Source organism: Frateuria sp. GZRR33 (assembly GCF_051900425.1).
In the GTDB taxonomy this organism is placed as follows: domain Bacteria; phylum Pseudomonadota; class Gammaproteobacteria; order Xanthomonadales; family Rhodanobacteraceae; genus Frateuria_A.
This window is the reverse complement of the sequence record NZ_JBHZGK010000006.1, coordinates 163958-188641: the sequence shown is the minus strand read 5'-3', so window position 1 is coordinate 188641 and position 24684 is coordinate 163958. Positions and strand designations below refer to the sequence as shown.

General features: G+C 69.2%; 24 protein-coding genes. 9 read left to right on the top strand and 15 right to left on the bottom strand.

Going from position 1 to position 24684, the window contains the following annotated elements:
* Window positions 1–78: 78 nt before the first annotated feature.
* The 4 genes from ACFWZU_RS09865 to ACFWZU_RS09850 form a co-directional block, all read right to left on the bottom strand.
* Window positions 79–252, bottom strand: a complete 174-nt coding sequence (locus ACFWZU_RS09865) for a hypothetical protein (RefSeq protein WP_439701336.1) — start codon at window positions 250–252, stop codon at window positions 79–81.
* Window positions 253–323: 71 nt separating this feature from the next.
* On the bottom strand, window positions 324–1430 hold the full coding sequence (locus tag ACFWZU_RS09860) for a DUF1615 domain-containing protein (protein WP_439701335.1): 1107 nt from the start codon (window positions 1428–1430) through the stop codon (window positions 324–326).
* Between the two features lie 116 nt (window positions 1431–1546).
* Complete coding sequence (locus tag ACFWZU_RS09855) at window positions 1547–1864, bottom strand: hypothetical protein (protein WP_439701334.1); 318 nt, start codon at window positions 1862–1864, stop codon at window positions 1547–1549.
* Between the two features lie 76 nt (window positions 1865–1940).
* The gene (locus tag ACFWZU_RS09850) at window positions 1941–2099 is read right to left on the bottom strand and encodes a hypothetical protein (RefSeq protein ID WP_439701333.1); all 159 of its coding nucleotides are present in this window, start codon (window positions 2097–2099) and stop codon (window positions 1941–1943) included.
* Window positions 2100–2237: 138 nt separating this feature from the next.
* Here ACFWZU_RS09850 and ACFWZU_RS09845 point away from each other — a divergent pair, with 138 nt between their 5' ends.
* On the top strand, window positions 2238–3941 hold the full coding sequence (locus ACFWZU_RS09845) for an AsmA family protein (RefSeq protein WP_439701332.1): 1704 nt from the start codon (window positions 2238–2240) through the stop codon (window positions 3939–3941).
* A gap of 2 nt (window positions 3942–3943) precedes the next feature.
* The gene (locus ACFWZU_RS09840; protein WP_439701331.1) at window positions 3944–5539 is read left to right on the top strand and encodes a GMC family oxidoreductase; all 1596 of its coding nucleotides are present in this window, start codon (window positions 3944–3946) and stop codon (window positions 5537–5539) included.
* Between the two features lie 148 nt (window positions 5540–5687).
* On the opposite strand, the gene ACFWZU_RS09835 is transcribed toward ACFWZU_RS09840, so the two are convergent.
* On the bottom strand, window positions 5688–6221 hold the full coding sequence (locus tag ACFWZU_RS09835) for a DUF4142 domain-containing protein (protein ID WP_439701330.1): 534 nt from the start codon (window positions 6219–6221) through the stop codon (window positions 5688–5690).
* Window positions 6222–6374: 153 nt separating this feature from the next.
* Between ACFWZU_RS09835 and ACFWZU_RS09830 the strand changes: the two genes are divergently transcribed.
* Window positions 6375–6824, top strand: coding sequence for a GNAT family N-acetyltransferase (locus ACFWZU_RS09830; protein ID WP_439701329.1), 450 nt, complete (start codon window positions 6375–6377; stop codon window positions 6822–6824).
* A 395-nt stretch (window positions 6825–7219) separates the two neighbouring features.
* Window positions 7220–7792, top strand: a complete 573-nt coding sequence (locus ACFWZU_RS09825) for a Maf family protein (RefSeq protein ID WP_439701328.1) — start codon at window positions 7220–7222, stop codon at window positions 7790–7792.
* Window positions 7793–8076: 284 nt separating this feature from the next.
* On the opposite strand, the gene ACFWZU_RS09820 is transcribed toward ACFWZU_RS09825, so the two are convergent.
* The 5 genes from ACFWZU_RS09820 to ACFWZU_RS09800 all read right to left on the bottom strand — a co-directional run bounded on the left by ACFWZU_RS09820 (window position 8077) and on the right by ACFWZU_RS09800 (window position 12122).
* Window positions 8077–8649 carry a hypothetical protein gene (locus ACFWZU_RS09820; RefSeq protein ID WP_439701327.1) on the bottom strand — a complete coding sequence of 191 codons (573 nt, stop codon included), beginning with the start codon at window positions 8647–8649 and terminating at the stop codon, window positions 8077–8079.
* Window positions 8650–8668: 19 nt separating this feature from the next.
* On the bottom strand, window positions 8669–10102 hold the full coding sequence (locus ACFWZU_RS09815; RefSeq protein ID WP_439701326.1) for a phospholipase effector Tle1 domain-containing protein: 1434 nt from the start codon (window positions 10100–10102) through the stop codon (window positions 8669–8671).
* An 18-nt stretch (window positions 10103–10120) separates the two neighbouring features.
* Window positions 10121–10726: a hypothetical protein gene (locus tag ACFWZU_RS09810; protein ID WP_439701325.1), complete on the bottom strand. Its 606-nt coding sequence runs from the start codon at window positions 10724–10726 to the stop codon at window positions 10121–10123.
* A gap of 109 nt (window positions 10727–10835) precedes the next feature.
* A complete protein-coding gene (locus ACFWZU_RS09805) occupies window positions 10836–11633 on the bottom strand; it encodes a lysostaphin resistance A-like protein (protein WP_439701324.1) in 798 nt (265 codons plus the stop codon).
* Window positions 11634–11726: 93 nt separating this feature from the next.
* A complete protein-coding gene (locus tag ACFWZU_RS09800; RefSeq protein WP_439701323.1) occupies window positions 11727–12122 on the bottom strand; it encodes an MAPEG family protein in 396 nt (131 codons plus the stop codon).
* Window positions 12123–12235: 113 nt separating this feature from the next.
* Here ACFWZU_RS09800 and ypfJ point away from each other — a divergent pair, with 113 nt between their 5' ends.
* On the top strand, window positions 12236–13102 hold the full coding sequence (gene ypfJ, locus ACFWZU_RS09795) for a KPN_02809 family neutral zinc metallopeptidase (RefSeq protein WP_439701322.1): 867 nt from the start codon (window positions 12236–12238) through the stop codon (window positions 13100–13102).
* 87 nt (window positions 13103–13189) lie between these two features.
* On the top strand, window positions 13190–13576 hold the full coding sequence (locus ACFWZU_RS09790; protein ID WP_439701321.1) for a YkgJ family cysteine cluster protein: 387 nt from the start codon (window positions 13190–13192) through the stop codon (window positions 13574–13576).
* Between the two features lie 241 nt (window positions 13577–13817).
* Here ACFWZU_RS09790 and ACFWZU_RS09785 read toward each other — a convergent pair whose 3' ends face one another.
* A complete protein-coding gene (locus ACFWZU_RS09785; protein ID WP_439701320.1) occupies window positions 13818–14600 on the bottom strand; it encodes a dioxygenase family protein in 783 nt (260 codons plus the stop codon).
* Window positions 14601–14679: 79 nt separating this feature from the next.
* A complete protein-coding gene (locus ACFWZU_RS09780) occupies window positions 14680–16251 on the bottom strand; it encodes a sulfotransferase (protein WP_439701319.1) in 1572 nt (523 codons plus the stop codon).
* A 179-nt stretch (window positions 16252–16430) separates the two neighbouring features.
* On the opposite strand from ACFWZU_RS09780, the gene cysD reads away from it, so the two are divergent.
* Both cysD and cysC read left to right on the top strand, forming a co-directional pair.
* On the top strand, window positions 16431–17333 hold the full coding sequence (cysD, locus tag ACFWZU_RS09775; protein ID WP_439701318.1) for a sulfate adenylyltransferase subunit CysD: 903 nt from the start codon (window positions 16431–16433) through the stop codon (window positions 17331–17333).
* 11 nt (window positions 17334–17344) lie between these two features.
* Window positions 17345–19162 (top strand): adenylyl-sulfate kinase, encoded by a 1818-nt coding sequence (gene cysC / locus ACFWZU_RS09770; RefSeq protein ID WP_439701317.1) that lies wholly within the window; start codon window positions 17345–17347, stop codon window positions 19160–19162.
* Window positions 19163–19333: 171 nt separating this feature from the next.
* On the opposite strand, the gene ACFWZU_RS09765 is transcribed toward cysC, so the two are convergent.
* On the bottom strand, window positions 19334–21163 hold the full coding sequence (locus ACFWZU_RS09765; protein ID WP_439701316.1) for a DEAD/DEAH box helicase: 1830 nt from the start codon (window positions 21161–21163) through the stop codon (window positions 19334–19336).
* Between the two features lie 151 nt (window positions 21164–21314).
* Between ACFWZU_RS09765 and fghA the strand changes: the two genes are divergently transcribed.
* On the top strand, window positions 21315–22160 hold the full coding sequence (gene fghA / locus ACFWZU_RS09760) for an S-formylglutathione hydrolase (RefSeq protein WP_439701315.1): 846 nt from the start codon (window positions 21315–21317) through the stop codon (window positions 22158–22160).
* A 60-nt stretch (window positions 22161–22220) separates the two neighbouring features.
* Here the strand turns inward: fghA and ACFWZU_RS09755 are convergent, their stop codons facing one another.
* Both ACFWZU_RS09755 and ACFWZU_RS09750 read right to left on the bottom strand, forming a co-directional pair.
* The gene (locus ACFWZU_RS09755) at window positions 22221–23540 is read right to left on the bottom strand and encodes a DEAD/DEAH box helicase (protein WP_439701314.1); all 1320 of its coding nucleotides are present in this window, start codon (window positions 23538–23540) and stop codon (window positions 22221–22223) included.
* A 218-nt stretch (window positions 23541–23758) separates the two neighbouring features.
* Window positions 23759–24400, bottom strand: coding sequence for a class I SAM-dependent methyltransferase (locus ACFWZU_RS09750; protein WP_439701313.1), 642 nt, complete (start codon window positions 24398–24400; stop codon window positions 23759–23761).
* Window positions 24401–24684: the final 284 nt, after the last annotated feature.

The window sequence follows — 24684 nt, the reverse complement described above, 5'->3', positions numbered from 1 at the left end:
GCCTTTGCGCGTAGGGTGGGCTTCAGCCCACCGCCCCGTTGCGGCAAGAGCCGGTGGGCTGAAGCCCACCCTGCGGGATCAATCGCGGTTCTTTGGCGAGTCGCTGTCGTAATCGCGTTGCAGGCGATGGGTTTCCTGGTCCAGCTCGTTCTCCACCGTGTCGCCGCGTGCGTTCTTCGCCTGACCGGTGTAGTCGCGGTCGAGTTCGCGGCGCGCGTCGCTGTCGCGGGGTGGCTTCTTGGTGTCGGCCATCGTCGGGTCTCCTCCGTTGCGGAAGACCCGTTGTACCGCGCGGCGCGTCGGCCACCCGTGCAGGGGCGGGCTCAGCCTCGCGAGGCCTGCGCCAGGCAACGCTGGTAGCGGCCATCGACGCGCCTGGCGAACCAGGCCGTGGTGAGCTTGCGCGTGATCTTGGGGCTCTCCAGCCGGATGCGCGGCAGCATCGCGCGCGGCAGCGGCTTGCGTGCGCTGGCCTGGGCCAGCTCGAACACGCGGGTGTACAGGGCAGTGCGCACGAAGTCGGGGCTTTCGCCTTCGGCCAGCGCGTCGTGGATTTCACCCGGCTCCAGGTCCAGCCGCGCGGCCAGCGTGCGCGCGGCCCGCTCGGTGGCGCCCAGACCGCCTTCGTAGCGGATGAGGTCGCCGTCGAAATCGAGCGGGATGCCGCTGGCGATACTCAGCGCGTTCTGGAACGCCGCGTTGCGGCTGGCGTACCAGCCGGCGTTGTAGTCGGCGAAGCGGTAGAGCATCTGCGGATAATCGGCAGGGTAGGCGAGCAGGTGGGCGATGCCGAAATACAGGCCGCCGCGGCGGCTGAACACCTCATGGCGGATCGTCCCATCGACCGGGTACGGATAGGTGTGGTCGTCGGCGAAATCCTCGGCGAAGGCCACGCTTACCTGCATCGGGCCGCCGGTGTGTACGGGGTTGTCGTCACCCAGCAGGCGGCGGCCCAGCGGCACCATGCCGACGAAATCCTCGTAGAGCCGGCTCAGTTCGCGCTCGGTTCGCACGGTGGCCAGACGGTCGCCGTAGCTTTTGCCGTCCGGGGACTTCAGCGCCAGCGCGGCGCGTACCAGGAACTGCGGCACGTGGTGCGCGGCGGCGCGGCGGTCGATTTCCTTGCGCGCGATGGAACCGAGGCCAGGCACCACCGGTTCGGCGTGGTAATTCGATTCCTGCGCGGCGACGGCGAGGGTGGCGCACAGGTTGGTTGGTGTCGGCTCGATGTCGAGCGCGGAGAAGGCGGCGTAGATGTCGGTCGCCCAGCCGGCGCGGTCGGCGGTGTCGCCGGGCAGCAGGCGCACGATCTGCGCGCGTACCTCGTCGGGGCGACGCTGCGGCGCTTCCACCTGCGGACGCGCGCAGCCGGCGACCAGGGCCAGCAGCGCAAGCAGGACGACGGGGCGGGAGGGCGTTCGGTTACGCATTCGCCTAGGGTGCCGTAGCGCTCGCCAATGGCGACTGAAGCCGCGTCGAAGTTATGTAGGGTGGGCTTCAGCCCACCAGGGGTCTTGCCGCGGACTGCGGTGGGCTGAAGCCCACCCTACGACCGCCCGGCCTGGCGCCGCCGCCGTTTCCAGCGCAGCCACCGGCGCTCCAGCACGATCAGCGACCAGCGCGTGGGGCGGCGCAGGAACGGCAGGTCCTGGGCCAGCAGCAGCACGCCCAGCGGCAGCATCCACAGGCCAAGCAGCGGCAGGAAACTGAAGCATCCCGCCACGATCAGCAGCACGCCCACCGGGATGCGTACCCAGCGCGACGACGGTGCGCGCAGCCAGCGCAGGGGCGAGGCGATCCAGCGCGGCAACCGGCGCTCGAAGCGATCGAGGTGCCGATTGAGACGGTCGATGTCCTTGATCACCCGGAACTCCGCTGGAGACTGCCCGTCATTCGACTACGCGCCGGAGGTAAAGGCCAGCACACGCGCGGCGGCCCGTTCAGCGACGGCCGCGCATGAGGCGGATCATCCAGCCCATGCCGGCGAGTCCCGCGACCAGCCCGGCGCCTGCACCCCACAGCGCGCCCGGCGTCCCGGCCACGGCATAGCCGATGCCGAAACCGAGCAGGAAGAACAGCGGAACCGGAAGGCAGCCCATGGGGCGAAGATGTGGGCCCGGCCGGGGCCGGTTCAACCGCAGGGCGGAAGTGGCCTGCGTCACGCCGGCGTCGCCGGATGGTCGGAGCACGCGCGGGGTTTGGTTAGTATCGGGGCACCTTGCTGGGGGAGATGCGCCATGAAGCGCCTGCTGGTCGGTCTGATCGTGCTCGTGCTGGCCCTGGTCGTGCTGGGCGCTGCCGCGCTGCTGCTGGTGGATGCCAACCACTTCCGTCCGCAGATCCAGGCCTCGCTGGGCAAGGCCCTGGGTCGCGAGGTGAGCATCGGCACGCTGCACATGTCGGTGTGGACCGGCTCGCTGGAGGCGGACCAGATCCGCATCGGCGACGCCCCCGCGTTCGGCAGGCAGCCGTTCGTCAGCGCGCGCTCGCTGGACCTGGGCGTGAAGCTGTGGCCCTTGCTCGTCCATCGCGAGCTGCACGTCACCTCGCTGACGCTCGACAAACCGGTGGTGCGCCTGTTGCAGAACCGCAAGGGCGACTGGAATTTCGCTGGGCTCGGCGGTGCCCCGGCGCCGACGGAACACGGCGCGAGCGGGGCATCGACAGGGCTCACGGTCGACCGGCTGCGCATCAGCGACGGCCGCATCGAACTCACTCGCATGGCCGGCGACCGCAAGGTCTACGACCACGTGCAGCTGAGCGCGGATCACGTCGGCACGCAGGCGGCCTTTCCGTTCGAGCTCAAGGCCGGCATCGCTGGCGGCGGTACGCTGGCGCTGGACGGACAGCTCGGTCTCTGGCGGGCGGGCAACGCCGTGCTGACGCCGGTCGACGCGCATCTGGTGATGCACGACCTGGACCTGGTCGGCGCCGGGTTGATGGCGCGCGACAGCGGCGTCGGCGGCGTGCTCGACCTGGACACGCAGATCGCCTCGGCCAAGGGCGTGCTGCGCTCGAAGGGCCGCATCGATGCGCGCAAGCTGCAACTGGTAGCATCCGGCTCGCCCTCGCCGCAGCCGTTGCGCATCGATTATCAGGCGGACTACCCATTGAACGCGGGCACCGGTCGCATCGCCAACACGGTGCTGCACGCCGGCGCGGCGCAGTTGTCCATCGGCGGCAGCTTCGACAATCGCCCCGCGGTGATGCGCATGGACCTCAAGGTGAAGGGCCAGCGCCAGCCGATCGACGACCTGCAGCCGCTGCTACCGGTATTCGGCGTGATCCTGCCCAAGGACTCGCGGCTGGCCGGTGGCACCGCCAGCATGGATCTGACCGTGCGCGGGCCGCTCGATGCGCTGGTCATCCACGGGCCGGTCTCGCTCGATGGCACGCGGCTGGCCGGCTACAGCCTGGGCGACAAGCTCGGCGGCGCGCTGGCGCTGGCCGGCGTCAAGGCGCCGAAGGACACGGTGATCCGGCACGCCGAAGCGATGCTGACCATCTCGCCCAGGGGCATCGACGCGGACCCGGCCAAGGCGCAGATCGCGCAGCTCGGCAGCTTCACCGGCAAAGGCCGCATGGCCGCCGATGGCGCGCTCGATTTCCGCATGCTGGTCAAGCTCGATGAAGGCATCACCGGCGCGGGCCAGGGCGGTCAGGGCCTCGCCGGCCTGCTGGGCGGATCGAAGGCCGGCGGCGCGCTCGGTGGCCTGATCAAGGGCATGAGCACCAACGGCGTGGGCGTGCGTGTCGGCGGCACCGCCAGCGCGCCCAGCTTCAAGCTCGACCCGAAGGCGGCGGTCGGCCTGCTGGAAGCGGGCACGCGCGGCAACGGCACCCAGCCCGCCGCGAAGCCGCCGGCCGACAGCGGCAAGGACGTGCTCAACAACCTGCTGCAGAACGCGCTCAAGCCCAAGCAGCCGACCTCGGGACATTGAACGTGATCGACGGGGAGGGCGCGGATTTCATCGTGGTTGGCGCCGGCCCGGCCGGCTGTGCGGTGGCCGCGCGGCTGGCCGACGCGCCGGGACGGCCGACCGTGTGCCTGGTCGAGACCGGGCCGTCCACGCCCTCGTGGCTCAGCCGCGTACCGATGGGCATCGCCGCGCTGGTGCCGTTCCGCAGCCGGCACAACTACGCCTATCAGACGGTGCCGCAGGTGCACCTGGGCGGACGCCGCGGCTACGTGCCGCGTGGGCGTGGCGTCGGCGGCAGCAGCCTGATCAACGCGATGATCTGCACCCGCGGCCAGCCTGAGGACTACGACGGATGGGCCGCGCTCGGCTGCACCGGCTGGAGCTGGCGCGACGTGCTGCCGGTGTTCCGCGGCATCGAGGACAACCAGCGCGGCGCCGATGACTGGCACGGCATCGGCGGGCCGCTGCCGGTCAGCGACCTGCGCTCGCCCAGCCCCATGAGCCGCGCGTTCGTGGAGGCGGCGGTGCAGTGCGGCTACCCGCGCAACGACGACTTCAACGGGCCGCGCCAGGAGGGCGTGGGCCTCTATCAGGTGTACCAGCGCGACGGACGCAGGGTCGATGCGGGGCGTGCGTACCTGGGCGACGGCAGGGCGCGGCCGAATCTGCGCGTGCTGGCCGGGCGCCCGGTGCAGCGCATCCTGTTCGATGGCCATCGCGCGAGCGGCGTGCTGGTTGGTGCTCGGCAACTGCTGGCGCGGCGCGAGGTGGTCGTCTGTGCCGGGGCGATCGGCTCGCCGCAACTGCTGATGCTGTCCGGCATCGGCCCGGCCGCGCACCTGCGCGAGCTCGGCATCGAGGTGCTTCGTGACGCACCGGACGTGGGCGATCACCTGCAGGATCACATCGACTACACCGCCAACCTGCGGGTACGCGCCGAGGGTCTGTTCGGCATGAATCCGGCGTCCCTGGCGCGCATGGCTGCCAGTGCCGGGGCCTATCGCCGCCACGGCGAGGGCATGCTGACCAGCAACGCGGCGGAGGCGGGCGGCTTCCTGCGCAGCCGCCCGGATGTCGATCGGCCTGATCTCCAACTGCACTTCTGCATCGGCATGGTGGACGACCACAACCGCCGCATGCACCTGTCCACCGGCATGGCCTTGCACGTGTGCGTGCTGCGACCGGCCAGCCGCGGACGCGTGCGCCTGGAGCGCGCGGACGTCGCCACGGCCCCGTTGATCGATCCGAACTTCCTGTCCGCGCCGGGGGACATGGAACTGCTGGTCGAGGGCGCACGCATCGTCCGGCGCATCCTCGCCGCGCCGGCGCTCGCGGCCTACGCTGCGCGGCCGCTTTACGGCACGGGCAGCGAGGACGACGAGGAATTGCGCGCGCTGATCCGTGCACACGCCGACACCATCTACCACCCGGTCGGCACCTGCCGCATGGGCGCCGACGCGGGTGCGGTGCTCGATCCACAATTGCGCGTGCGTGGCGTCCAGGGCCTGCGCGTGGCCGATGCGTCGATCATGCCCACGCTGGTCAGCGGCAATACCGAGGCGCCGTCGGCGATGATCGGCGAGATGGCGGCGAAGTTCGTGCTGGCGGACAATGCGTAACGCGGACCCGGGTGCCTGACCCGTAGACGCGCCCGTGGGCGCGACCGGCAGGCGGACCCAGGCGCGGGTGCCAAGCCAGGCGCGGTGATGGCCATTGCGCCGCTTGCGGATGGCGGTCGCGCACAGGTGCGCTCCTACGGGGTGCTCGTCATTTCGCGGTAATGGCACGCGCACGCTGCAGGTGGTCGCGCAGCATCGGCAGGCCTTCCTCGGCGATCTGCCGCAACTGCGGGTCGTGGCCGTCGTTCGCGGCGCGCTCGTAGAGCGGAATGATCTTCTGGTGCTCCGCGACCATCATCCCGGCGAACGCCTGGTCCAGGGCCTCGCCCTTCAACTGCTGCAGGCGCAGCTTGTCCTCGGTGACGTCCTCTGCAGGCGTGCCGTGGGCCTGGCCGTGCGCCTTTTTCGCCACCGAGAAAGCGGTGAACTTGCGGTTCAGCGCCCTGTGGTCGTCGATGATGTGGCTGGCAAGCTCGCGCACCTGTGCCGAGGAGGAGCGGTCGCGCGCGACTTTCGCCAGTTCGATCTGCATCGAGTTGTCAGCGGTGGCCTTGGCGACGAAAGCCTGTTCCTGCTTGTCCAGCGTGGGCGTATCGGTGGCGAACGCCGGCAGGGCCAGGGCGGCCAGGGCGAGGGAGAGCAAGCCGCATGCGAGGAAGGGCGGTAGGGAAGGCAGCTTCATGGGCGGGTCCGGCTTCAGGCGGGTATCCGACGCTAGCCAAGCGGTCGGCAACGCCCGCTCTAGGGGCCGTGAATGCGTGGGTAACGGGAAGTGCCTTGTGCCGCCGCGGCCAGGCCGATACGGTCGCGTCTTGCACTTTCCCTCGGAGCTGCCATGTCCGTCCAGGTTCGCCAGGCCACCGTCCATGACCTCGACACGCTGGTACCGCTGTTCGACGGCTACCGGCAGTTCTACGGCCGGCCGTCGGATCCGGAAGGCGCACGCGCCTTCCTGCGGGCGCGCTTCGCGCATCACGAGTCGGTGATCCTGCTGGCGTTGGATGCCGAAGGAGCGGGGCTAGGGTTCACCCAGCTCTATCCGCTGTTCTCCTCGGTGCGGATGGTGCGCACCTATCTGCTCAACGACATGTTCGTGTCGCCGCAGGCACGCCGGCAGGGCGTGGCGGCGGCGTTGCTGCGCGAAGCAGCGGCACATGCGCGTGCCCTGGGCGCGGCGAGCCTGTCGCTGTCGACGGCGCTGGACAACGCGCCGGCGCAGGCGCTTTACGAGTCCCTGGGCTGGGAGCGCGACCGCCAGTTCTGCGAGTACACGCTCCGGCTTTGACCGCTGGCGCGGGACCCGCGGCGCGGCGGATCTGGTTTCGACCGCCGCGCTTGGCCGAGAACAGTGCCTCGTCGGCAGCGCGCAGCAGCCTTCGCTCGCCCGCGAGGTGCCGGCAGCCACCACCGCGAGGCCGGCGCTGATCGTGACTACGCCGTGGGCCGCGTTGATATGGCGCACCTGCAGTGCTTTCACGCGCTGTCGCAGGCGTTGCACGACCGCCTCGGCCCGGATCCATGTTCAGGTCGCTCAGCGCGCATCCGGGGTTTGCAGATGGCCGGCTTATGGGAGCCGGCAACGCACTGCATATCGCGGGCTGGCCGGCAATGCGGACTGCGTCGCGGCAGGCTGGAACGCGGATGCCGTTATGCTGGTTCTTTCGCTCGCAACGACAAGCCATGCTTTATCTCGCCTCGCAGTCCCCCCGCCGCCGCGAGCTGCTGCGGCAGCTCGGCGTGGCCTATACGACACTGGACGTGGAGGTGCCCGAGGTACGCGCCCAGGACGAGTCGCCGCAGGCGTATGTCAGCCGGGTCGCCCGGGACAAGGCGCGGGCCGGACTCGCCCTTGTGGCCGATGCCGCGGATGCGCTGGTGATCGGCTCGGACACTGAGGTGGTGCTGGACGGCGAGGTGTTCGGCAAGCCGGCCGACGCGGCGCAGGCGGGCGCCATGTTGCGACGCCTGTCCGGCCGTATCCACGCGGTGATTTCCGCAGTATGGGCAGTGGACGCGCGACAGGAGGAATGCGCGGTATGCGTCTCCAGCGTGCGCTTTGCGCGATTGGACGCCGCCACGATCGACGCCTATGTCGCGACCGGCGAGCCTTTCGGCAAGGCGGGCGGCTATGCGATCCAGGGGCGCGGTGCTGCGCTGGTTGAACACCTGGAGGGAAGCTACTCCGGGGTGATGGGACTGCCGCTGTTCGAGACGGCGCGGCTGCTGCGCGGCTTTGGCGTCCAACCGGGATGAGTCGGCGCGGAGCAGCCCGGTCAGCAACGGATCCGGAGGGGTCTGCGTTGGGGCGTTCTCGCTTGTTTGCGCGCTGCGCCGGGTGGCAATTCCTCCCTGTGGCCGGGGCTGGCCGTAAGCGCGCAGCGTAGCGGGTTTCCGGCGAGCTTCGCCGCACTGCCAAATCTCGACGGGGGGGAGGAGCCCTCGCGGGAGAGCGCAGTACAGTGAGTCCAGCGAGCGCGGGCCTCTCTCCTGCCTTCTTCCCCGGGGGCAGGAGACGAAACTGCCAGAGAGAGGCGAGGCTACGGCTGGACGAGGAGGTATTCGCCCCGGGGGCCGCTGCGGCGCGGGCTGGCGCCGATCCTGACGCACAGCGCCTGGCTGTCGGGACAGCGCACGATCGCGCCCGAATGCACCGCGTGCAGTACATCGTCGCCCAGGGCGGCGGCGCGCAGGTTTCGCCACGCCAGGTAGCCACTGCCGCCTGCCGCCAGCACCGCTCCCACCAGCAGCGCGAGCAGCCCCCGGCGAACCAGCGACTGCTGGGCCCGGCCGAGCAGCTTGCGTTGTTCGGCCAGGGCATCGGCGGCCCACTTCGCCGCTTCCGCGCCCTGCCGCAGTTGCGCGTCCAGCGGGGCCAGCGCCTGGCGGGTCGCGCCTGCCATGCTGTCGCGTGCCTGTGCGCCAAGTGTTTCCAGCATTCTGCGGGAAAAGTCGTCCCCGCCTTCGGTCCAGCGCTGCGCGCTGCGATCGAGCGCGGTCGCGCTGGCGTCGATGCGCTGCAAGGCACCGCGGCTTCGCGTATCGAGCTGCTCGGCGATGACCGCGAGCTTGACCAGCATCTGCTTCACGTCGTCGATGTTGCCGCCGTCCATGGCATGTCCTCGTGTTGGATCAGCGCTGCATGGCGTTCGCCATGGCCGGCTCCGGTGGTTGCCCCTGATAGGCGAGCGCAGGCTCCGGCACCTGCATCGCCTGGCTGTATTGCTGGATCTCGCGCCACCAGGCCGTTCCCTGCGGCGACAGCAGGTAGTCGCCCGCCACGGCATCCATTGCGCGGTCATCCTGCGTGAGTGCGGCCTGGTAAAGACGCTCGACCATGGCATCGACCGGGTCGGTAGCGGGAGTTTTGGCCGATTCCTGGACAGCCTCTCGCCCGGCGCCCGGTACGGGACTGATCGCCACGGCGCGAAAATCGAACCGGCCGCTCAGGGCCTCGTCCCGAGGCTCGGCGTTGTACGGATCGCCCGCCACGCGATAGCCGTGATGGCGGTGCCGGGGCGCTTCCAGCGTGTTGTAGCCCTCCGGCTCGAGCCGGTCGACCTTGTCCCACACCCGGTAAAGCAGCAAACCCTCGGTGGAGCGATGGACCACGTTGAGGCGTGGGTCGGTGGGCTCGGGCGACTTCTGGAGCAAGGGATGGTCGCTCAGCGCGTTGAGGTAGTCGACCATCAGGTTGCCGCTGCGGATGCTCAAGCCATTGCGCAGGTAGCCGCCGCCCACGTCCGAATGCGCGCCCGGCACCAGCACGCCAAGGAAGCGACCATCCGGTGTAACGCCCGGATCGATGATGTGGTCGGACTTGAACAGCCCGCGGTGCTCATCCTTTGAAAAGATCTGCACCCCCGAGATCACCGATGGCGGTAGCCGCCGGTCATAGTCGTTGACGGGAGCACCCGTACCGACCGGATCGAATAGGCCTACGACCTGGGCTACCTTGCCGGGCTCCACCAACGGTGGCTCGGTGTAATCCACGTGGGTGATATTGCCGTGGGAATCATAGGTGTAGATCGCACCGCGAGGATCTTGGATGCCGCGCTCGTGTACCAGGCGTGCGAAGCTAGCGGCTTCTTCTGCCCCACGGCTGAAGCCGATATCGGCGAGGCAAATCGTTGCTTGCGGGTCCTCGCGAAGCCATTCGGCCGCTTTCATAATGAACTGTGCGTATATCGCCTCGACGCGGGCTTCGTGGGTAAAACCGATTGCTCCATCGAGGACACGTCGGACCGCGTGATCCTCGGTGCCAGGGCCGGGCATGTAGCCGACGCCGATGTCTTCCCGCCCGCTATCGATCAGCTCTTCGAATTGGTTTTCGATCTTCGCTACATTCGTGGCGTGCAGCGGATCCTTGAATTTGTCGTTACCTGTGCCATCGAAAGCGGCGACGTACAACCGCTCATGCGCACTGGCCGAATGCAGGAGCACCGGGGTCTGGAAGCGAGAGAGCGCCCCACTGGCATCCCGATACAGCTGCATGTCCCTGTCGCTGGCGGGGTAGGTGGAGACTCCATCGCGCGGCAGTCCGTCCGCATTCTCTTCGTTGCCCATCCGTGGCTCCGGTTACTGTCAGTAGGTGCGGGTCCAAGCAAGGATCAGGTCTTCCCGGAAATTGCTGTACTTGTTGCCGGGTTCCTGTTCTTTCTTGGTAGGTATGAATGCCTTCATGAAAACGTTGATGGTCCGATCGTTCACTTCCAGGAAGATGCTGGGTTCGCCTGCAGGACCAGGGCCCGGATACAAGCCCTCGACGATCTGGTCGTTCGGGACCGAATAGCGAATCAGTTCGTCCTTGAAAATAGCGCCGATATCAACTGAAGCCTCGTGAGCGGCGCCATCCAGCGATTTCCACTTCACTTCTGCAGGCGGCGGGAAGTTGGGTATTCCGATGTAACTCGCGAGCCCCCAGGTGTTCCGGTAATCAGCAGAGCGCGGCGGCGGCGCGACCTTGTCACCGTAGTAACGCCGGGTGAAGTTGTTGTCGGCGTAGATCACCTCACACCCGATCGTGTTGTAACAATACGCGCGAAAATCATGCCGCTTGAACTTCAGCGGAAACTGATTCGTCGCTGGATGTCTGGTCGAGGTATCGGAAGGAAATGCCATGGCGGATAGACATCCTGTCGATGCGAGAAGGATCAGCAAGGCGCGGGAGGCAAGGCGGGCGTTTCGCATGATCGGGCGTCCTGCTCGATGCGGTAGAGGGGAGGATCGAATCTAGGCCATGCCGCGACAAAGCCGCAATGGACGATCGCCTACAGCGGGGACAGGGATCGCCGATGCGTCAGTGGAGGCCCGAGGACGTCACGAACCAGGCGACCACCGCCAACAGGTTGTTCACGCCGTGGGCGACCACCGCCGGCCACAGCGAGCCCGATCGCAGCCGCAGCCAGGCCAGCGCCGCCGCGAGAAGCGCGAGGTTGGGCACTGCGTACCAGAGGAAGCCCAGGTCTGGCAGGTGCACGCAAGCGAACAACAGGGAGCTGATGGCGATCGCCCAGCCGGCGTGCATGCGTCGCAGCAGCGCCGATAGCAGAGCGCCGCGGAAAAGCAGTTCCTCGACCAGCGGTCCCAGGGTGACGACGACCAGGGCCAGCGGCAGGCGCAGCGCCAGCGAAGCGGCGCCGCCGATCTGCTTGACGTCCTGGGTCACCTGGTGGCCGTGCGCCATCCAGCGGGTCAACCAGCCGCCGGCGATCGGCAGGGCCAGGCCGAGCAACACCGCGGCGAGGTAGAAAAGGGGGCGACCGGGCCGGGTCAGGCCCAGGCCGGGCGGTGCGCCGTGCGACCATGCCGCCGGCCACAGCCGGCGCACCAGCACGATGGTCACGCTGGCAGCCAGCAGCAGGGTCAGGATCACCATCAGCGCGTTGGTATCCGGCTGGGCCAGCACCGCCTTGATCCGGGCGGCCATGCCGGACGCCGGGGCACCGGACACGCCCAGGGCAAAGCCCAGTCCGATCCCGACCAGGCCGCTGGCCAGGAATTGCAGTGCGAAATAGAGAACGATCATGCCGATCGCGCTGCCCAGGTGCGGCAGCCGCGCGTCGTGCAGCGTGGGGTGGAGCGGACGGGAGGGCATCAGCCGGAAGCAACCTGCGTGGGAGGGGCGGACGTGCGCGGCCCGATCGCCCACGCTAGCGGCGTGGGTCGGCGTCGCGCAATCCCGGCGGGTTCAGCCGGCCAGCATCGCGCGGCCCACGCCGGTCACTGCCATGAGCAACGTGGCCGCCCAGGCGGCCATGCCGAGCACGAAGCCGCCGCCGCGCCGGGCGGCTTCCCGGAGGTAGGCCACGGCGTACCACGTCCGCGCGGCAAGCCAGACCAGCCCGGCTATGCCCGCCCAGAACGCGAAGCCGTAGTGGGTGGCCAGCCACAGCGTGGGAAGGAACAGCAGCGCTGCCTCGAGCGTGTTCATCTGCACGCGGAAGGCCCGCTCGAATGCCGGATGGCCGCTGGTCGCCGGTGCGTGGATCTGATAGCGGCCGCGGGCGCGGCCGACCGCGAAGGCGGTGCCGAACATCAACAGGACGGCGAGCAGGGTGACCAGGGCGGGCAGGTGTTCTTTCATGGAGGTCGGGCAGTTGAACGGTGGCCTACTGTAGCGGCAACCTCCACGCGCGGGAGACGCGCGGCTGCTTATGCTGGCCGCACCGCGCTGCGGCGCATGGCGAGGCGGACGGCATGGACTGGCAGAAGGGCGAGCGCAGCCGGAACGTGGAGATCGACAGCGGTCGCGGTGGCGGCGGCGGGTTCGGCTTCGGTGGTGGTCGCGGGATGGGCATCGGTGGCCTGATTGTGCTGGCCATCCTGGGCTGGGTGTTCTTCAAGGACCCGACCGCGCTGCTCGACCAGGGCGGGCAGGCTGGCCCGACGACGTCGCAGGTGAGCGAACCGGCCCAGGTCGACCCGCAGCAACGCGACTTCGTCAGCGCGATCCTGGGTTCCACGGAGAAGACCTGGGGCGACATCTTCGCCGCCAACGGGCGCCAGTACGTCGACCCGACGCTCGACCTGTTCAGCGGCGGCGTGCGCACCGCCTGCGGCCTGGCCTCCACAGCGGTGGGGCCGTTCTATTGCCCGGGTGACCAGAAGGTCTATCTCGACCTGTCCTTCTTCCGGGAGCTGCAGGACCGCTTCGGCGCGGCCGGCGACTTCGCGCGGGCGTACGTGATCGCGCACGAGGTGGGTCACCACGTGCAGAAACTTCTGGGCGTGTTCGATCAGGTGCAACAGGCGCGGGAGCGGGGCGCGCCGATGGAGGGCGCCAACGGCCTTTCGGTGCGCCAGGAACTGCAGGCCGACTGCTTCGCCGGCGTCTGGGCCAACCGCAGCGAGCAGCGCCTGCAGTGGCTGGAGGCCGGTGACGTGGAGGAAGCGCTGAACGCCGCCAGCAAGATCGGCGACGACACGCTGCAGCGCGAAACCCAGGGCACCGTGGTGCCCGATTCGTTCACCCATGGCACCTCCGCGCAGCGGGTGAAGTGGTTCAAGACGGGCCTGGAGAGCGGGCAGGCGTCCAGTTGCGACACGTTCTCCGGGGATATCTGAGGTGCCGCATCCCATCTTCCGCGGCACCCCCGCCACGCCCTAGAATCCGCCCGCTGCGCGCCAGGGGGTGCGCCTTGCGTACGTCCCATGGCCCATCCCTGCCTGAGCTGCGGCGCCTGCTGCGCCTTTTTCCGCATCGCCTTCCACTGGTCCGAAACCGATCCCTTCCTGGGCGGAACGGTGCCGGTGGACATGACCGAGAAACTCGACCCTCACCGCGTGGTGATGCGTGGAACGCAGTCCAGGCAGCCGCGCTGCGTGGCGCTGCAGGGGACGATCGGCGAGGCGGCCTACTGCGGCATCCATCCGATCAAGCCCTCGGTCTGCCGCGAGGTCGAGCCGTCGTGGGAGTTCGGCCGGCACAGCCTGCAGTGCGACAAGGGCCGCATCGCCCACGGCCTGCGCCCGCTGACGCCCGAAGACTGGCTCGACCCCTCGAACGACAGCGCGCCGCCGTTGCCGCAGAGCGCCTGAGACCTGAGCGCAGCGGTGCGCCCTCGCGGAACGCACGCACGAACTGGCGAAGCTGCGCCTCGTTAGGTCCGACCCGGCGACGGAGCGCGTTCCTGCGCGCTCGACTCGTTGGGGGAGTCGGCACGTTGACGTCGCTGCGCAGGACAACCGCGAAACCTGCGCGGTGACCTTCGCGACGCCGGGCACCTGCACCTACTGCTGCTCGATCCTCCGCTGATGGTCGGCACTGTGAGGGAGTCCCTCAACCGAAGCGGTAGATGTCCATCGCCAGGATGCCGTAATCGATGCCGGCCTCGATGCGCTGGGCGCGCGGTTGCGCGCCGGCGGCGCCGAGCGCCACGAACAGCGGCAGCAGGTGTTCGTCGGTCGGGTGGGCGCGTTGGGCGAAGGGCGCCTGGCGGCGGTAGTCGAGCAGCGCGTCGACGTCGCCCGCGGCCAGGCGCTCTTCCACCCAGGCGATGAACGGGCGCACGTAGGGCGCCTCGCGCTCCGCGCCGTAGCCCATGCGCAGGTCGCCCAGGTTGTGGGTGATGCTGCCCGAACCGATCACCAGCACGCCTTCCTCGCGCAACGAAGCCAGCGCGCGACCCACTGCAAGGTGATGGGACGGATCGCGGCCGGGCTGGACCGAGATGGGCACGACGGGGATGTCGGCTTCGGGATAGAGCAGGCGCAGCGGCACCCAGGCGCCGTGGTCCAGGCCGTGTTGCGGATCGAGTGCTGCGTCCAGGCCCGACTGCGTGAGCAGCGCCAGGACACGCTCGGCCAGCGCCGGTGCGCCGGGTGCGGGGTAACGGATCTGATAGAGCTCTGCGGGAAAGCCGAAGAAATCGTGCACCGTGTCCGGCTGTGCTGCGCCGCCCACCTGCGGCGCGGGGCTGAGCCAGTGCGCAGTGGCGATCACGATGGCCTGTGGGCGCGGCAGGTCGGCGGCGAGTTCGGCCAGGCGATCACGCACGGGACCAGGCTGCAGCGCCGTCATCGGCGAGCCGTGGGAGATGTAGAGGCTGGGCAGGGTGGTCATGGTCCAGGAACCTTAAGGAGCCCGCTCACGGTGGCGTCCCATGGATGATCGGGGCAAAAGCCCTGCCCTCAAGCACTGCCTACGCCAATGGCCGGCCCAGGCCGAACCGCAGCGGGTCGAGCAGGCGACCGTAGCGCCCGGCCCTGGCAGTGTCACGGCTGAGCGGCTGGCGCACCTGCGCGGCACTGGGCGTGCGGATCGCGCGCATGGCCTGGTGGAAGTCCAGGCAGGCGGCATCGAAGGGCAGGCCGCAGAAGGCGAGCAGGGCACGGATTTCGCCCTCGGCGTCGGCCAGCAGTGCTTCATAGCGCTGGGTGCGGATGCGCGCGGGCGCAGCGCTCTGCCATCGGTCCATTGCCGCCTCGTAATCGCGCACGTAGGCCGCGATGTCGCTCAGCGTGCATGCGAAGTGGGGGAGCCGGTAGAACTGCTGCTTGAAGCAGGACCAGCCGGCTTCCAGCGCGTCGCGTCGCACGTCGACGATGCGCGCCCCAGGCAGCATCGCGCCAAGCACGCCGGCATACAGCCAATTCTCCGGCAGCTTGTCGGTGAAGCGCGGGCACTGCCGGCGCCAGCGCGCGGTGCGCTCGAGGTAGCGCCGGCCCATGCGCTGCCAGTCCTGTGCGGTGGCCGACGGCACCCAGCGCGGGAACGGCTGGCCACGGCGGGTCGACTCCTCCACCAGCACCTCGCCCAGGTCGGGCAACTCGCTGGCGCCCTCCACCATCGGATGGGCGGCGAGGATCTGCTCGAAAAGCGTGGAACCCGAGCGCGGCAGGCCGACGATGAAGATCGCCTCTTCGCCCAGCGCCGGCTCGACCGGCGCCGGCAGCTTTGCACCGGCGGCGAGGACCGATTCGACAAACACATGGAAGCCCCCGGCCTGCCAGGGAGCCAGCCGGCGCTGGCGCGCGTTGGCGTCGCTCAGGGCGGCGAAGGCTTCGTCGTAGTGGCCGTGGTCCTCGCTGGCCTTGCCGAGTGCGAAACCCATGCCGATGCGATCGGGTTCGGCCAGGTCGGTACGTTTGAGCAGGGCGACGAGCTGGCTCCGGTCCTCATCCGGGAGCGGCCGGGTCTTCATGTTGGCGAGTCCGCGCCAGGCGTCTCCGCAGGCCGGATGCAACGCGAGGGCCGCGCGGTAGCGACGGTCGGCTTCGTCGAACCGACCCAGGTGCACGAGCGCATCGCCGAGCAGTATGTGGGCAGGGAGCAGGGCCGGTTCGAGCGAGCAGGCGTGTTCCAGGGCCTCGACCGCGGGCCCGGTGTCGCCGAGCACCTGCAGGTTGCGCCCCAGGTTGAACCAGCCCATCGGGTAGTCCGGCGCCAGCGCGCACACCTGCCGCCAGCGCGCGAGTGCCGCCTCGACGTCGCCGGCCGCCTGCTCGGCGTTGCCCAGGTCGGTAAGCGCCAGCGGATCGTCTGGCCACTGCCCCAGGGCATCGCCGAGCACCTCGCGCGCGGCGTCGTAATGGCGGGCGCGGGTGTGCAGGATGCCGAGCAGGCGCAGGACCTCGGGATGGCCCGGCGCACGCGCCAGCACGGCGTCGAGCATCTGCTGCGCCGGCGCCAGGGCCCCGTCGCGGATGGCCCGCGCCGCGCCCTCCAGCTGCTGGCGCTGTTCCGCCGACAGGCCCGCGACGCGGGTGGCCATGTCGGTTGGTGGCTCGGGGCGGGGCCAGGATGCGGGCATGATGGTTCCTAGCTGGGCGAAGCGGCCATGGTACGTCTTCCAGCGTGGTTTCCCCGGCGCGGGCCGATCACGCAGGCTGGCGTGAGTCTGCTAATTTGGGCACGTCGCCCGTGCCTCGCGGGCCAGGATATGTCGGTCTGATGCAGCGCCTTTCCCACCTCGACGATCTGGAAGCGGAAAGCATCCAGATCCTCCGTGAAGTGTTCGCCTGTTTCCGCCGCCCGGTGATGCTTTACTCCATCGGCAAGGATTCCACCGTACTGCTGCACCTGCTGCGCAAGGCCAGTCGGCCGGCGCCGCCGCCGGTGCCGCTGCTGCACGTGGATACCACCTGGAAATTCCGCGAGATGATCGCCTTCCGCGACCGAGTGGCGGCGCAGGGCGATGTGCGGATGCTGGTGCACATCAACCAGGACGGCGTGCGCCAGGGCATCTCGCCGCTGACCCACGGCGCGGCAGTGCATACCGACGTCATGAAGACCCAGGCGCTCCGGCAAGCGCTGGACCAGCACCGGTTCGATGCGGCGATCGGCGGCGCGCGGCGCGACGAGGAGAAGTCACGCGCGAAGGAGCGCATCTTCTCCTTCCGCAGCGCGCAGCACCGCTGGGACCCCAAGCAGCAGCGCCCCGAGCTCTGGCACACCTGGAACACGCAGATCCGCCAGGGTGAGAGCGTGCGCGTGTTCCCGCTGTCCAACTGGACCGAACTGGACGTATGGGAATACATCCGCCGCGAACGGATCGACGTCGTGCCGCTGTACTTCGCCGGGGAACGGCCGGTCGTCGAGCGCGACGGTGCGCTGATCATGGTCGATGACGAACGGTTCGTCCTTCGCGAAGGCGAGAACGTCGAGCAGCGCCGCGTACGCTTCCGCACGCTGGGCTGTTATCCGCTCACCGGTGCGATCGAGTCGAGCGCCGATTCGCTGGACGCGATCATCGAGGAAATGCGCGCTTCGCGCAGCTCCGAGCGCCAGGGCCGGATCATCGACCACGACGGCGCCAGCTCGATGGAGAAAAAGAAGCAGGAGGGCTATTTCTGATGGCCGCCGGCATGCTTCGTTTCATTACCTGCGGCAGCGTGGACGACGGCAAGAGCACGCTGTTGGGCCGGCTGCTCTACGACGCCGGCATGCTCGCCGACGACCAGCTCGACGCGCTGCGCCGCGACAGCCGCAAGCGCGGCGGCGAGGCGCTGGATTTTGCGCTGGTCACCGACGGACTGGACGCCGAGCGCGAGCAAGGCATCACCATCGACGTTGCCTGGCGCTATTTCCACACGGCAAGGCGCAGCTTCGTCGTCGGCGACTGTCCGGGGCACGAGCAGTACACGCGCAACATGGCCACCGGCGCCTCGCAGGTGGACCTGGCGGTGGTGCTGGTCGACGCGCGCAAGGGGCTGTTGGCACAAACGCGCCGGCACACCTACATCTGTGCGTTGCTCGGTATCCGTCGCGTCGTGCTGGCCGTGAACAAGATGGATCTGGTCGGCCTGGATGCGGGCGTCTATGCCGCCATCGCCGAGCCCTACCATGCGCTGGCCACCTCGATGGGCATCGAATCGGTCAACGCGTTGCCGGTGGTGGCCCCGGATGGCGACAACGTGGGACTGCGTTCGACGCGCATGCCCTGGTACCAGGGCCCCAGCCTGCTGGAACTGCTCGAGACACTGGATGCCGAAGTGGCGCCGTCGCCCCGGTTCCACCTGCCTGTGCAGTGGGTCAATCGTCCGGACCAGCATTTCCGCGGCTACGCCGGCACGGTGCGCGGCGGACGCGTGGCGGTGGGCGAGGAGGTACTGGTGCAGCCCGGCGGCCAGCGCGCGCGAGTCGAGCGCATCGTCGGGCCGTCGTCCGATCTTTCCGAGGCGGGTGACGGACAGGCGGTCACGATCTGCCTGGATCGCGAGCTCGACGTCAGCCGTGGCGACGTCATCGCGTCGGCGGCGGACCCGGCACCGGTGGCCGACCAGTTCGGCTGCCACCTGATCTGGTTCGGCGACGCGCCGTTGCTGCCCCATCGCAGCTACCTGCTGCGGCTGGGTACCACGATCGTCAACGCACGGGTTACCGCGATCAAGCACAAGATCGACGTCAACACGCAGGCGCCCCTCGCGGCACGACGGCTGGAACTCAACGAAGTCGGCTACTGCAACATCGACCTCGATCGTCCGGTCGCGTTCGAACGCTACGCCGACAACCGCACGCTCGGCGGCTTCGTGCTGATCGATCGCCAGAGCAACGCCACCATGGCCTGCGGGATGCTGGACTTTGCGCTGCAGCGGGCTTCCAACATCCATTGGCAGCATACCGACGTGGACAAGGCCTCGCGCGCGCTGGCCAAGGGCCAGCAGCCGGTCTGCGTGTGGTTCACCGGACTGTCCGGCGCGGGCAAGTCGACCATCGCCAACCTGGTCGAACGCAAGCTGGCCGCGCAGGGCTTCCACACCTACCTGCTGGACGGCGACAACCTTCGCCACGGACTGAATGTCGACCTGGGTTTCACTGCCGAGTCCCGGGTCGAGAACGTGCGCCGCGTGGCCGAGGTGGCGCACCTGATGGTCGATGCCGGGTTGGTGGTGCTGGTGTGCGTGATTTCGCCCTTCGCCGGCGAGCGCGAGTTCGCGCGCGGGCGCTTCGGCGAGGGCGAGTTCGTCGAGGTGTTCGTGGACACGCCGCTGGCCGACTGCGAGCAGCGGGATCCCAAGGGCCTCTACGCCAAGGCGCGTGCCGGTCGGATCAGCAACTTCACGGGCATCGATTCGCCGTATGAGCGGCCGGTTGCGCCGGAGCTGCACCTGCGCACCGAAGGGCAACGTGCAGAGCAACTGGCCGACCAGGTGCTGGCCTGTCTGCAGGAGCGCCTGGGCTAGGACGGGCGCCCGGCCATGGGTTCGACTTCGCTTGCTGCGCATCCCCGCGCGGCATGAACGGGTTCGAGGGCTTGGCAATCAAGCCCACGCTCAGCTGCCGCTAGCCCCGAGCGCAGGCCGCCGCAGGGCGACGTGGGCAACGACGCGGGCAGGCGCGACCCGCGTGGCGATCTACTTCCGCCGTGGCGGCTTGCCACCCTGGCGCGGCTTGAACCCACCCGGCCGTGGCCGGCGCGGCGGCGTGGCGCCGGCGGGCTCCTCGGTCCCGTCCCACTCGCTGATGCGCAACTGCTGCTGGCTTACCCAAACCTTCTTGAGGTGGTCGAACACCTCCGTGGGCATGCCCTCGGGCAGGTCGATCAGGCTGTAGTCGCCGCGGATGCTCACGCGGCCGATGAACTGGCTTTCCAGCCCGGCCTCGTTGGCGATCGCGCCGACGATGTTGCCGGGCTTGACGCCATGCTCGTGGCCGACCTCGATGCGGTAGGTGCGCTTGCCCGGCTCCGGCGCATTGTGCGGACGGGGCGGGCGGGCGTCGAAGCCACGCGGCTCGCGCGCCTCGCGCGGCTTGCGTTCGTGACGTTCCGGGCGCTCGCCGTCACGCTCGCGCGGCGTGGTCTCGCGGCGCTCGTACTCGCGTTTCGGCGGCGGGGTGAGCAGGAGCGGGCGATCGCCCTGGGCGATGCGTGCCAACGCCGCAGCGATCTCCAGCGCGGGAATGTTGTGTTCCTGCTCGTACTGCTCGATCAACTGCTGGAACTGGCCCAGGTCGTCCTGTGCGAGCGTATCGGTGATGCGCTGCTTGAAACGCGCGATGCGCACGTCGTTGACCGCCTCGACCGTGGGCAGCTTCATCTCTTCGATCGGCTGGCGGGTGGCCCGTTCGATCGCGCGCAGCATGCCCTTCTCGCGCGGCGTGACGAACAGGATCGCCTCGCCGCTGCGCCCCGCGCGGCCGGTGCGGCCGATGCGATGGACGTAGCTTTCGGTGTCGTAGGGAATGTCGTAGTTGAAGACGTGGCTGATGCGCTCGACGTCCAGACCGCGCGCGGCCACGTCGGTGGCGACCAGGATGTCCAGCTTGCCCTCCTTGAGCTGCTGGATCACCCGCTCGCGCTGCGCCTGGGCAATGTCGCCGTTGATCGCCGCGGCGGCCAGGCCGCGCGCGGTGAGCTTCTCGGCCAGCTCCTCGGTCGCCTGCTTGGTGCGCGCGAAGATGATCATCGCGTCGAACGGTTCGGCCTCCAGGATGCGGGTCAGCGCATCGAGTTTGTGCATGCCGCTGACGAACCAGTAGCGCTGGCGGATGTTCGCCGCGGTGGTGGTCTTGGCCTTGATGGTGACCTCGACCGGATCCTTCAGGTGCGCCTGGGCGATCTTGCGGATCGGCGCCGGCATGGTCGCCGAGAACAGCGCTACCTGGCGTTGCGGCGGCGTGGCCTGGAGCACCTTCTCGACGTCGTCGATGAAGCCCATGCGCAGCATCTCGTCGGCCTCGTCGAGCACCAGGTACTTGAGGCCGGACAGATCCAGCGTGCCCTTGTCCAGGTGGTCGATCACGCGGCCGGGGGTGCCGACCACGACGTGCACGCCGCGACGCAGCGCGTGCAATTGCGGGCCGTAGCTCTGGCCGCCGTAGATCGGCAGGACCTGGAAGCCGGGAATGTGGGCCGCATAGCGCTGGAACGCCTCGGCCACCTGGATGGCCAATTCGCGCGTGGGCGCCAGCACCAGCGCCTGCGGCTTGCCGGGCTTCGCCTCGATGCGCGAAAGGATCGGCAGCGCGAACGCAGCGGTCTTGCCGGTGCCGGTCTGCGCCTGGCCGAGCACGTCGCGGCCCTCGAGCAGCGTCGGGATGGTGGCGGCCTGGATGGGGGAGGGCGACTCGTAGCCGACATCGGCGAGCGCCTGCTGCACTTCGGGGCGCAGCGCGAGCGCGGCGAAACCGGCCGGCACCGGGTCGTGATCGGCCGGCGTGGGACCTGGAACGGGGGATGACATGGGAACCTCAGATTTGGGCAGCGGCGAGCAAAGGCGTGCGCCGCGCGGGCGCGACATTCTATCAGGCTGGCCGGTGGGCCGTCGGTGCGAAGTACACGGTGCGTGGGTGGACCGTGGTTATGATCGTGCGTTTGTCATAGTGGAGCGGCGCATGGCGACCATCGAAACGATCTCCGAGCAGCGCTGCCATGGCGGCATGCAGGGCTTCTACCGGCACGCCTCGGTTGCCTGTGGCGGGCCGATGCGCTTTGCGCTCTTCCTGCCGCCGCAGGCAGCGCGGCAGCCGTGCCCGCTGCTCTACTTCCTGGCCGGCCTGACCTGCACGGAAGAGACCGCGACGATCAAGGCCGGTGCGCAGCGGCTGGCCGCCGAGCTCGGACTGGCGCTGGTGATGCCCGACACCAGTCCACGCGATACCGGTTTCGAGGGAGCCACCGGCGACTGGGAGTTCGGCGAAGGGGCGGGCTTCTACCTCGATGCCACGCAGCCGCCATGGTCCTCGCGCTTTCGCATGCGCAGCTACGTCGCGGAGGAACTGCCCGCGCTCCTGGCGGCGCAGTTTCCGCTGGATACCGAACGCGCGGGCGTGTGCGGGCATTCCATGGGCGGTCACGGCGCGCTCACCCTGGCGCTCACCTATCCGCAACGCTACCGCTCCGTGTCCGCGTTTGCCCCGATCGTGGCGCCCGCGCGGGTGCCGTGGGGGCAGAAGGCGTTCACGCGCTACCTGGGCGAGGACAGCGCCGCGTGGAGCGACTACGACGCCTGTGCGCTGGTGCAGCGACACACCTTCCCCGGCACCATCCTGATCGACCAGGGCGAGGCGGATCGCTTCCTCGCCGAGCAACTGCGCCCGGAGCTGTTCGAGCGTGCCTGCGCCGAGGCAGGGCAATCGCTGCTGCTGCGCCGGCAACCGGGCTACGACCACAGCTACTGGTTCATCAGCACCTTCATCGACGACCACCTGCGCCACCACGCGAAGGCGCTGGGCCTGTAGGCGAGCCGGGGTTCATTGAACGACCGGCTGCTCCCGGCCAGAGCGGAGGCGCCAGCCAGGTCAGCCGCGCGTTTCCGGTCGGGCCGTACCGCCGCCCGGCCGCCGCCGGCGGTTGTTGCGACTGGCGTTGCCCGTATTGCGGTTTTGCGCGTGATTGCCGCCATGCCCCGCATGCCCGTTGCGCGCCGGCCGCGGCTGGCGCTGGCCCTGCACCGGACGCGGCGCGCCGGCATCCAGGCGAAGCGGCGCGGAGGGCTCGAAGCCGGGCACGTCGGTGATGGCGATGTCCTGCTTGAGCAGCTTGCGGATGTCACGCAGCAGGCCCGACTCGTCGTGGCTGACCAGCGACACGGCCATGCCTTCGGAACCGGCGCGGCCAGTGCGGCCAATACGGTGCACGTAATCCTCGGCAACCATCGGCAGGTCGTGGTTGATCACCATCGGCAACTGGTCGATGTCGATGCCGCGCGCGGCGATGTCGGTGGCAACCAGCACGGTGATGCGGCCGTTCTTGAAATCGCCCAGCGCCTTGGTGCGCGCGTTCTGGCTCTTGTTGCCGTGGATCGCCGCGGAGCGCACGCCGGAGGCGTCCAGGAACTTCACCAGCTTGTCGGCACCGTGCTTGGTGCGGCTGAACACCAGGCTCTGGCGGCGGCTGTCCTGCGAGAGCAGGTGCAGCAGCAGGTCGCGCTTGCGCGCGGCATCGACCGGGTGCACGTGGTGGCTGACGGTATTGGCCACGGTGTTGGGCGGGGTCACCGACACCTCGCGCGGCGAGCGCATGAACTGCATCGCCAGCGCCTTGATCGGTTCGGCGAAGGTGGCCGAGAACAGTAGCGTCTGCCGCTGCTTCGGCAGCGCCTGCAGGATGCGCTTGATCGCCGGCAGGAAGCCCATGTCCAGCATGCGGTCGGCTTCGTCCAGCACCAGCACCTCGACGCCGGAGAGATCGACCGAGCGCTGCTGCATGTGATCGATCAGGCGGCCGGGCGTGGCGATCACCACGTCCACGCCGCGGCGCAGCGCCTGCATCTGCGGGCCCATGCCGACGCCACCGAAGATGGTGGTGCTGGAGACGCGCAGGTGCTTGCCGTAGTCGCGCAGGTTGTCGTGCACCTGGGCAGCCAGCTCACGCGTCGGGGTCAGCACCAGCGCGCGTGGGCGACGGGTCTGGGTGGCGCCGGCGGTGGACAGGTGCTGCAGCAGCGGCAGCGCGAAGGCGGCCGTCTTGCCGGTGCCGGTCTGCGCGGCGGCCAGCAGGTCGTGGCCTTCCAGCACCAGCGGGATGGCGCCGGCCTGGATCGGGGTCGGTTGCGTATAGCCCTGTTCGGCAAGCGCACGCAGCAACGCGGGCGCGAGGCCCAGCGATTCAAAAGACATGAACACACTCCTGTGCAACCCGGAGCGTTCAGTCAGAACCGCGTTGCGATATGGGGAAGGGGGCAGCTGAAAGCTGCAACGGCAGGAAGCCGTCCGCGCAGTATAGCCGATCGGCGCTACGGCGGGCGCATGCGGCCTGAATCCATCCCTACCCGGCTCCTCCCTTGACCGGGAGGGCTGCGTCGGGACGTTCCCCGGGGCTCACCGCAGGCGAGCGATCATGCCGGCCGCCGTGCCACGACCAGGTAGCTGTTGAACGGCGTACGCCCCCATAACGGCGTGAGCGTGGTGACCAGGCCGGCGCGCTCGAGCGGTCCGGTCACCTCCTGCGCGGTCGGGTAGTGATCGGCGCCCACGCGCATCCAGCCGGTGGCGTGCAGCACATGCTCCTCCAGCACGGTCGCGTGGAAGCGCCAGTGCTTCGCGCGAAGCACGTTGCGGATCATCAGCTGCGCGCCCGGCGCCACGTGGGCGGCCAGCAGTTCGAGCAGCGGAGCCTGGCGTGCCGCCGGCAGGTAGTGCAGGACATCGAGCAGGCAGACATGTCCACGGAAGTCCGGCAGATCGGCCACGTCCGCGCGGCGAAGGTCCAGCGCATCGCCGATCGCCGCTGCGGCCGCCCGGCCAGTGGCGATCTTGCGCTCGTCATGGTCGATGCCGACGTAGCCGCGCAGTACGCCGCAGCCGTGCAGGTAGTGGCCGAGCAGGCCGATGCCGCAACCGACGTCGAGCAGCGGGAACGCCGGAGCCTCCTGCAAGAGCCGCGCGACGGCGCCATAAACCGGGTCCCCGGCCAGTTTTCCGCGCACGTATTGGCGCTGGTTGAAGCCGGTGAAGCGGGCCGACAGCGTGGCGCGCATCGAGCGATCGAGGTGATACCGCGGGCGCACTGTCAACGCGCGTGCTCCGGCAGCATGGACGGGCGGCGGGCCTCGTGTCGGGACGATCGTTGCATGGTCGTGCTCCGCGGACGGGGGGGCAGTATAGGCAAGGGCCAGGTCGCCGGGTGTGCAGGGGATGCATGCGGGGCCGACGTTCCAGCGGCGGCCTCATGGCGCGCGCTGGTCGGGGCGGCACGGTCGCGCACGGGGGCGCGACCGCATTGGAGACATGTCGCGGAGCAGCCCTGCGGGAACGCATGGGC